Annotated in this window: 2 pseudogenes; both read right to left on the bottom strand. The window is 70.4% G+C overall.

Features of this window, described 5'->3' with window-relative positions:
- A pseudogene (locus tag A9W96_RS31220) lies at positions 1 to 455 on the bottom strand (mammalian cell entry protein); the annotation flags it as partial.
- Positions 422 to 568: pseudogene (locus tag A9W96_RS05495) on the bottom strand (mammalian cell entry protein); the annotation flags it as partial. The pseudogenes A9W96_RS05495 and A9W96_RS31220, both read right to left, overlap by 34 nt.

The following is a 568-nucleotide window of genomic DNA, read 5'->3' as shown; positions in this document are numbered from 1 at the left end:
TCGGCCAGGGTGTCCATGTTTTCCGGGGTGTACGTCCACAGCGTGGTGATCGCATTGGCGGCGGTCCGTGCGACGTTCATTTTCGTTGCGGCGGTGGCCCGGTCGGCCAGGTACGGCTGTAGCATCGCGCCGGCGAATGCGGCGGAACCGACAAACAGCAGGGCGGCGATGGTGGCGACGACGGCCCAGACCCTCCCGGCCCGCCGGTTCTTGCGCGCGGCGCTGGTCTGCGGCGCGTCCGCCACCCGCTCCGCGTCCTCGTCGGTGACCTCGGCATCGGCGCTGTCCGGTTCGGCCGCGTCCTCGCCGGTGGCCTCGGATTCGGTTGCGGCGTCGGCCTCTTCGTCGTGGCGCTCCGGGCGGGCGCTCTCGGCCACACGGGTCGCGTCGTCCGCCGAGGCGGCCGGGTGCTGCTCGGCGGTCACATCACCTGCTGCAGGTTGCTGATCTTCCACTTGTTCCCTTCCTGCGTCGCGGTCGCCGCCCACCGGTTGGCGTTCTCCAACACCTGCTTTTCGTCCGGCGACTTGGTGGTGATCGCCGTCGCCACCATGACGTTGGCGCTGCC

This window comes from Mycobacterium sp. 1245852.3 (genome assembly GCF_001669335.1).
GTDB classification, from domain to species: Bacteria; Actinomycetota; Actinomycetes; order Mycobacteriales; family Mycobacteriaceae; genus Mycobacterium; species Mycobacterium europaeum_A.
Note: the sequence above shows the minus strand (reverse complement) of the source record. Positions and strands in the feature narration are given on the sequence as shown.